At 33.6% G+C, this 5,951-nt stretch carries 6 protein-coding genes and 1 pseudogene; 5 read left to right on the forward strand and 2 right to left on the reverse strand.

Going from position 1 to position 5,951, the window contains the following annotated elements:
• Positions 1–520: pseudogene (locus tag CAP47_RS00630) on the forward strand (transposase); the annotation flags it as partial.
• Between the two features lie 127 nt (positions 521–647).
• Here the strand turns inward: CAP47_RS00630 and CAP47_RS12320 are convergent.
• Positions 648–821 (reverse strand): hypothetical protein, encoded by a 174-nt coding sequence (locus tag CAP47_RS12320; RefSeq protein WP_192869871.1) that lies wholly within the window; start codon positions 819–821, stop codon positions 648–650.
• Positions 822–938: 117 nt separating this feature from the next.
• Between CAP47_RS12320 and CAP47_RS00635 the strand changes: the two genes are divergently transcribed.
• From CAP47_RS00635 to CAP47_RS00650, 4 genes are all read left to right on the forward strand, one after another.
• Entirely contained in the window at positions 939–2,039 is a 1,101-nt protein-coding gene (locus tag CAP47_RS00635) for an alkene reductase (protein ID WP_100774950.1), read from the forward strand.
• A 78-nt stretch (positions 2,040–2,117) separates the two neighbouring features.
• Positions 2,118–3,428 (forward strand): DASH family cryptochrome, encoded by a 1,311-nt coding sequence (locus tag CAP47_RS00640; protein WP_100774951.1) that lies wholly within the window; start codon positions 2,118–2,120, stop codon positions 3,426–3,428.
• A gap of 2 nt (positions 3,429–3,430) precedes the next feature.
• Complete coding sequence (locus CAP47_RS00645; RefSeq protein WP_100774952.1) at positions 3,431–4,966, forward strand: cryptochrome/photolyase family protein; 1,536 nt, start codon at positions 3,431–3,433, stop codon at positions 4,964–4,966.
• A 51-nt stretch (positions 4,967–5,017) separates the two neighbouring features.
• Entirely contained in the window at positions 5,018–5,245 is a 228-nt protein-coding gene (locus CAP47_RS00650; RefSeq protein ID WP_100774954.1) for a hypothetical protein, read from the forward strand.
• Positions 5,246–5,318: 73 nt separating this feature from the next.
• Here the strand turns inward: CAP47_RS00650 and CAP47_RS00655 are convergent, their stop codons facing one another.
• Positions 5,319–5,735, reverse strand: coding sequence for a transposase (locus CAP47_RS00655; RefSeq protein WP_100775272.1), 417 nt, complete (start codon positions 5,733–5,735; stop codon positions 5,319–5,321).
• Positions 5,736–5,951: the final 216 nt, after the last annotated feature.

Below are 5,951 nucleotides of genomic sequence, written 5' to 3' on the forward strand. Positions count from 1 at the left end.
CTTGATAGCCTGTACCGATAACCTGAAAGGATTTACCAGTGCCATACTAAGTGTGTTTCCCAAGGCAGAGGTTCAGTTGTGCATAGTCCATCAAATACGCAATTCGTTAAAGTACATAGCCTCAAAGGACCAAAAAGAGTTTATGCGCGACCTTAAACTGGTGTATAGGGCGACAAACAAGGGAATAGCAGAGGACGAGCTGATAAAGCTTGAAGAAAAATGGGGTGCCAAATACCCCGTGGTAATACAGAGCTGGAAAAACAATTGGGAACATTTATCCCAATACTTCAAGTACACAGCACCGATCAGAAAAATCATTTACACTACAAACGCTGTTGAAGGCTATCACAGACAAGTAAGAAAAGTAACCAAGACCAAGGGAGCTTTCACCAATGACATAGCACTTCTAAAGCTAGTCTATTTGGCAACGATGAATATTCAAAAAAAATGGACAAGCCCACTGCACAATTGGAGTACAACCATTCAGCAATTATATATTATCTTTGAGGATAGAATTGATCTGGATATCGGTAGAACCCAACCAGCACGTGTCGCTGACGCTAGGTCGCATTCCAAAATCAGTCGAAAACAAGTTTCGAATGATTTTGAAATGGATAAAAAATGAACCAGACAGAGTTTAAATTACACTACCCAATTCCTTTTTCTATATATGCATCATCTGTAAATATCCTAATATCAGATGGTTCGACTATAAATTTTAAATCTTTATATTTTTTTTCTAATCTTTTTAAATGTTCTGGTGTAAAAACGACTCGACGATCTGGTGGCGTTTTGCGTTCTTTAATTAATCCTATTTTCATGAAAATCTTTTTAAATCGGCATAAACTTAGCAAAAAGACTTCTAATTTCAGATAATTTTTTACAATTAAATTAACGAATGTCCCTGATGAATCTTTTTAAGTTTACTGAAAAAATTTATGCCTCATAAACAAAATCTACTAAAAGAATATAAAATGGGTGATCTCACCCTTAAAAATCGTGTTGTTATGGCACCGATGACAAGAAGTCGTGCCGACAATGAAGACTCAGCACCGACTGATATGCATGCAGAATATTACAAACAACGTTCTGGGGCTGGACTGATTATTTCTGAAGGTTCGCAAGTTTCTAAAAGAGCTGTAGGTTACATCAACACGCCAGGTATCCATAACCCAGAACAGATTAAAGGTTGGAAAAAAGTAACCGAAGCTGTTCATGATGAAGATGGAAAAATCTTTATGCAATTATGGCATGTCGGTCGTATTTCGCATCCAGATTTCCACAATGGTGATAAACCTATTTCAGCAAGCGCTGTCAATCCAAATGCAGAAGTTTACACGCCAGACGGTTTTAAAGACACTGTCACGCCAAAAGAAATGACGCGTGACGAAATCAAAGAAACTGTTCAGGAATTTAAACGTGCTGCTAAAAATGCTGTTGATGCTGGTTTTGATGGCATTGAAATTCATTCATCTAATGGATATTTGTTTCATCAATTTTTCAATAATTCTTCTAATAAAAGAACAGATCAATACGGTGGTAGCGATGAAAATAAAGCCAGAATTTTATTTGAAGTTTTAGATGCTGTCAAAGTGTTTTTTCCAGAAAACAGAATTGGTGTTCGTTTAAATCCTTCACTTCACAAGATTTTTGGAATGACTGCTGATGAAGAAACGATTCCGACTTTTGAGTATATCGTTAAAAAACTGAATGAATATGATTTAGCATATTTACATCTATCTGAACCTTTCAATGACATCAGCGATGTTGACTTTTTGGTCAAAGATATCGCTAAACATTTTAGACCATTATATGATGGAACTTTGATGATCAATTCAAATTTTGATCAAGAAAAAGGTAATAAAGTGATTGAAGACGGCGATGCAGATTTAGTTGCTTATGGTAAACTTTTTATCTCAAATCCTGATCTTCCAAAACGCTTTGAAAAAAATGCAAAACTCGCTGATTGGGACAAAGACACATTTTATGTCCCTGGCGAAAAAGGTTACACTGATTACCCAACTCTAGAAGAAGAATAAATTCACTTTTCAAAAAGCTATAAAACCTTTATAAATAAATGTTTTACAGCTTTTTTTTATAAAAAAACCTAAAGCCATATGCAAAAAGAAGATATCAATCTCGTTTGGTTCAGAAATGACCTGAGGGTTAGGGATAATAAAAGTTTATCAGAAGCTTGCCTTCTAAACAACATGAAAACTCTCGCATTTTATTGTTTTGATCCACGATATTTTGCAAAAACAAAATATGGCTTTAAAAAAACTGAAAAATTTAGAGCTAAATTTTTAATTGAGTCAGTTCAGAATTTAAAAGATAATCTTGAAAAACTCAATATCACTTTAGTCGTTTTTCACGAAAAACCTGAAGATGCAATTGATAACTTAAATGACAAATTCAAAATTAAAAATATCTTTTTTCAAAATGAATGGACTTCAGAGGAGAAGTGTGTTGAAGAAAATTTGTTGAAAAAACTTAAAGAATGCGAAATCAATTCTTACGATAATCAGTTTTTGTTTTCACCAGACCAAATTCCTTATGAAAACTACGCAGACCTTCCTGAAGTTTTCACACAGTTTAGAAAAGCTTGTGAGAAAAAAATAAAAATCAATCTCGAAACGCCTATTCCAACTGACCAAACTGATGCAAACTTAATTGATTTTGAAAGTGAAGTCCCTCGATTAAAAGATTTAGGTTTTGAAGATTTTGAAGTTGATAATAGAAGTGTTTTCCCTTTTAAAGGTGGAGAAGACAGCGCATGGGATCGACTTAATGATTATTTCTGGAAAACAAAAAAATTACAGGTTTATAAAAAAACACGCAATGGTTTATTAGGGACAGATTACAGCAGTAAATTTTCAGCTTGGTTGGCTAACGGTAGTATTTCCGCAGTGAGCATTTATCACCAAGTTAAACTTTTTGAAAAAGAGGTCACAAAAAATCAAGATACTTACTGGTTAATTTTTGAATTGATTTGGAGAGATTTTTTCAAATATATGTCTCTCAAACATAGAAATGCTTTTTTTAAACTTGACGGTATCAATACAGAAAAATACGATTGGCATTTTAATCCAAAAATATTTCAGAAATGGGTTGATGGTAAAACTGAAGAGGATTTTGTAAACGCGAATATGCTGGAAATCAAAGAAACAGGATTTATGAGTAATCGCGGCAGACAGAATGTTTGCAGTTATTGGTCTAAGGAGTTGTTGCAAGATTGGCGTGCTGGCGCGACTTATTTTGAAGCGATGCTTATCGATTATGACGTTCACAGCAACTGGGGAAACTGGATGTATAATAGTGGTGTTGGTAATGATCCGAGAAACAGAAAATTTAATATTAAATCGCAGGCACAACGTTATGATGGACAGGGAAAATATCAATGCCAATGGTTACAAAATAATCTTTTTTAAGTATGAAAAGACTACGACTGATTTTAGGCGATCAACTCAATAAAAACCATTCATGGTTTGATGAAGTTGATAAAGACGTCATTTATTTTATGGCAGAAACAAAGCAAGAAACTGGTTATACAAAACATCATATCCAGAAAATTGTTGGTTTTTTCAAGGCAATGCGTCAATTTAAAAATGAACTTGAAGATAAAGGTCATCAGTTTATTTACTATCAAATTTCTTCAAAAGAAAATAAACACAACTTACAGGAAAACATCAAGAGTCTCATTAAACAAAATAAGATTGATAAATTTGAATATCAACATCCAGACGAATACAGAGTTGATATGTATTTGAAAGAACTTTGCAATGATATTTCAATAGAAAAAGAAGCTTTTGATACTGAACATTTCTATACAAAAAGAGAAGATTTAACTGAGTTTTACAAATCCAAGAAAGAGAAAGTCATGGAATATTTTTACCGTGATATGCGTAAAAAACATGATATCTTGATGGATGCCAATCAACCTGAGGGCGGACAGTGGAATTTTGATAAATCAAACAGAAAAAAGTGGACAAAGAAAAAAGAAGCTGTTCCCTCCTACCTTAACTTTGAGCATGATGTTTCTGATATTTTAAAAGAAATCGATGATCAAAAAATCAATTATTTCGGTAATATCGAAGCCGAGAAATTCCCTTGGCCAACATCAAGAAGAGAATCTTTAAGAGTCCTGAGGTTTTTCTGTGATGAGCTTTTAGTTCATTTTGGAGATTATGAAGATGCGATGCATACTGAAGAAAAAATGCTATTTCACTCTAGATTATCCTTTGCCTTAAACACAAAAATGATTTCACCAAAAGAAACCATTGAAAGAGTTGTTAAACATTATCATGAACATAAGAATGATATAGACATTTCTCAAGTTGAAGGCTTTGTAAGGCAAGTTTTGGGCTGGCGAGAATATATGCGAGGCATGTATTGGAATCAAATGCCAGGTTATAAATCAAAAAATAAACTTCAAAACACAAATAAACTTCTAGACTTGTATTGGACAGGTAAAACCAAGATGAATTGTTTAAAGCAAGCCGTTAACCAAAGCTTGGATCATGCTTATGCACATCATATACAAAGATTGATGATTTTAGGAAATTTTGCATTGCTGAATATGGTCGATCCAGACGAAGTTGATGCCTGGTATTTAGGCATATATATCGATGCGATTGAATGGGTGGAAATCACAAATACACGTGGCATGAGCCAGTTTGCAGACGGCGGAATAATTGCGACAAAACCCTATATTTCAAGCGGGAATTATATTAATAAAATGAGTAATTATTGTCAATCTTGTCAATATAAAGTTTCTAAAAAAGAAGGAGAAGATGCCTGTCCTTTTAACCACTTGTATTGGAACTTTTTATCAGAAAAAGAAGAACACTTTAAATCAAACCAAAGAATGAACATGATGATGAACCTACTTCATAAAATGGATGACGAAAAGTTAAAGAATCACAAAAAACAAGCAAAAAAAATTATAAAAAACCCTAACGCATATTGATTTATCTCATAAATGCTTATATATTTGCTTGAACAAATAAAATTTATGATCATGAAAAAAACATTTCTAACATTCGGACTTGCAACAGTTTTAGCTTTTGGATTTACAAGCTGTACTGAAAAAAAGCAAGACAAAGCAGAAGACAAAATGGAAGAGGCTGGTGATGCAATTGAAGATGCAGCCGATGATACTGGTGACGCAATCGAAGATGCAGCTGAAGATACTGGCAATGCAATCGAAGATGGTGCTGAAGAAGTTAAAGATGGTGTTGAAAATTAATTTCTTCACCTTTTTAGAAACAAAAAAAGCTATCAATTTGAATTGATAGCTTTTTTTATTTTATACAATTTTGTTAAGTACACGACAAAAATTGAATTAGATTAAGGTCATATTTATTAGTTCCTGATAACAAGCATTTTGAGATATAGTCTAATCCATATCTGAAGACTGATATAGCTCTTCTTCCGTGTTTTTTGATTCTTATTGGTTTTATTTGAGTATCAATAAAGTCTCCAATTTTATAACACCACACAAATGCTATCATCACGAGCATGATTAACTTTTCCAGTCTTTCAGGGTGTGTAACGTGAGTATCTTCAAGATTGAACCCGCTGGTTTTAAGAGCCCTGAACAAGCTCTCTATCTGCCATCTTTTAGTATAATACTCTAGTGCCTCATCTGGTTTGTTGAATGATACTATAATGCAAAAGTCAACTTTTCCATCTTTAATGGATTTTGTGCCTGATAAGTAACAATATTCCCCGTGCATCCTGACTATTTTAGGATAGTGCCTYATCTGCCCAGCTTTCAAGCTATGAAATAAATGCTGTGCTGTAATTTCCTTTTGCCGTTTTGGGCATTAAATTTTAAAGTTATTACGTATTCGAATGAAGTAACGTATATTCTTTGAATTAAGGAAATTAAGCCATTGCTCACCCACAAACTCTCTATCTGCCAACAAACAATCGATACAGTCCTTGCCAAA

The sequence above is a fragment of the Psychroflexus sp. S27 genome (assembly GCF_002810405.1).
GTDB classification, from domain to species: Bacteria; Bacteroidota; Bacteroidia; order Flavobacteriales; family Flavobacteriaceae; genus Psychroflexus; species Psychroflexus halocasei_A.

Excerpts from the sequence above, each read along its gene's own strand:
- CAP47_RS12320 (WP_192869871.1), bottom strand. The coding sequence starts at position 821 with ATGAAAATAGGATTAATTAAAGAACGCAAAACGCCACCAGATCGTCGA.
- CAP47_RS00635 (WP_100774950.1), top strand. The coding sequence starts at position 939 with ATGCCTCATAAACAAAATCTACTAAAAGAATATAAAATGGGTGATCTC.
- CAP47_RS00640 (WP_100774951.1), top strand. The coding sequence starts at position 2,118 with ATGCAAAAAGAAGATATCAATCTCGTTTGGTTCAGAAATGACCTGAGG.
- CAP47_RS00645 (WP_100774952.1), top strand. The coding sequence starts at position 3,431 with ATGAAAAGACTACGACTGATTTTAGGCGATCAACTCAATAAAAACCAT.
- CAP47_RS00650 (WP_100774954.1), top strand. The coding sequence starts at position 5,018 with ATGAAAAAAACATTTCTAACATTCGGACTTGCAACAGTTTTAGCTTTT.
- CAP47_RS00655 (WP_100775272.1), bottom strand. The coding sequence starts at position 5,735 with ATGCACGGGGAATATTGTTACTTATCAGGCACAAAATCCATTAAAGAT.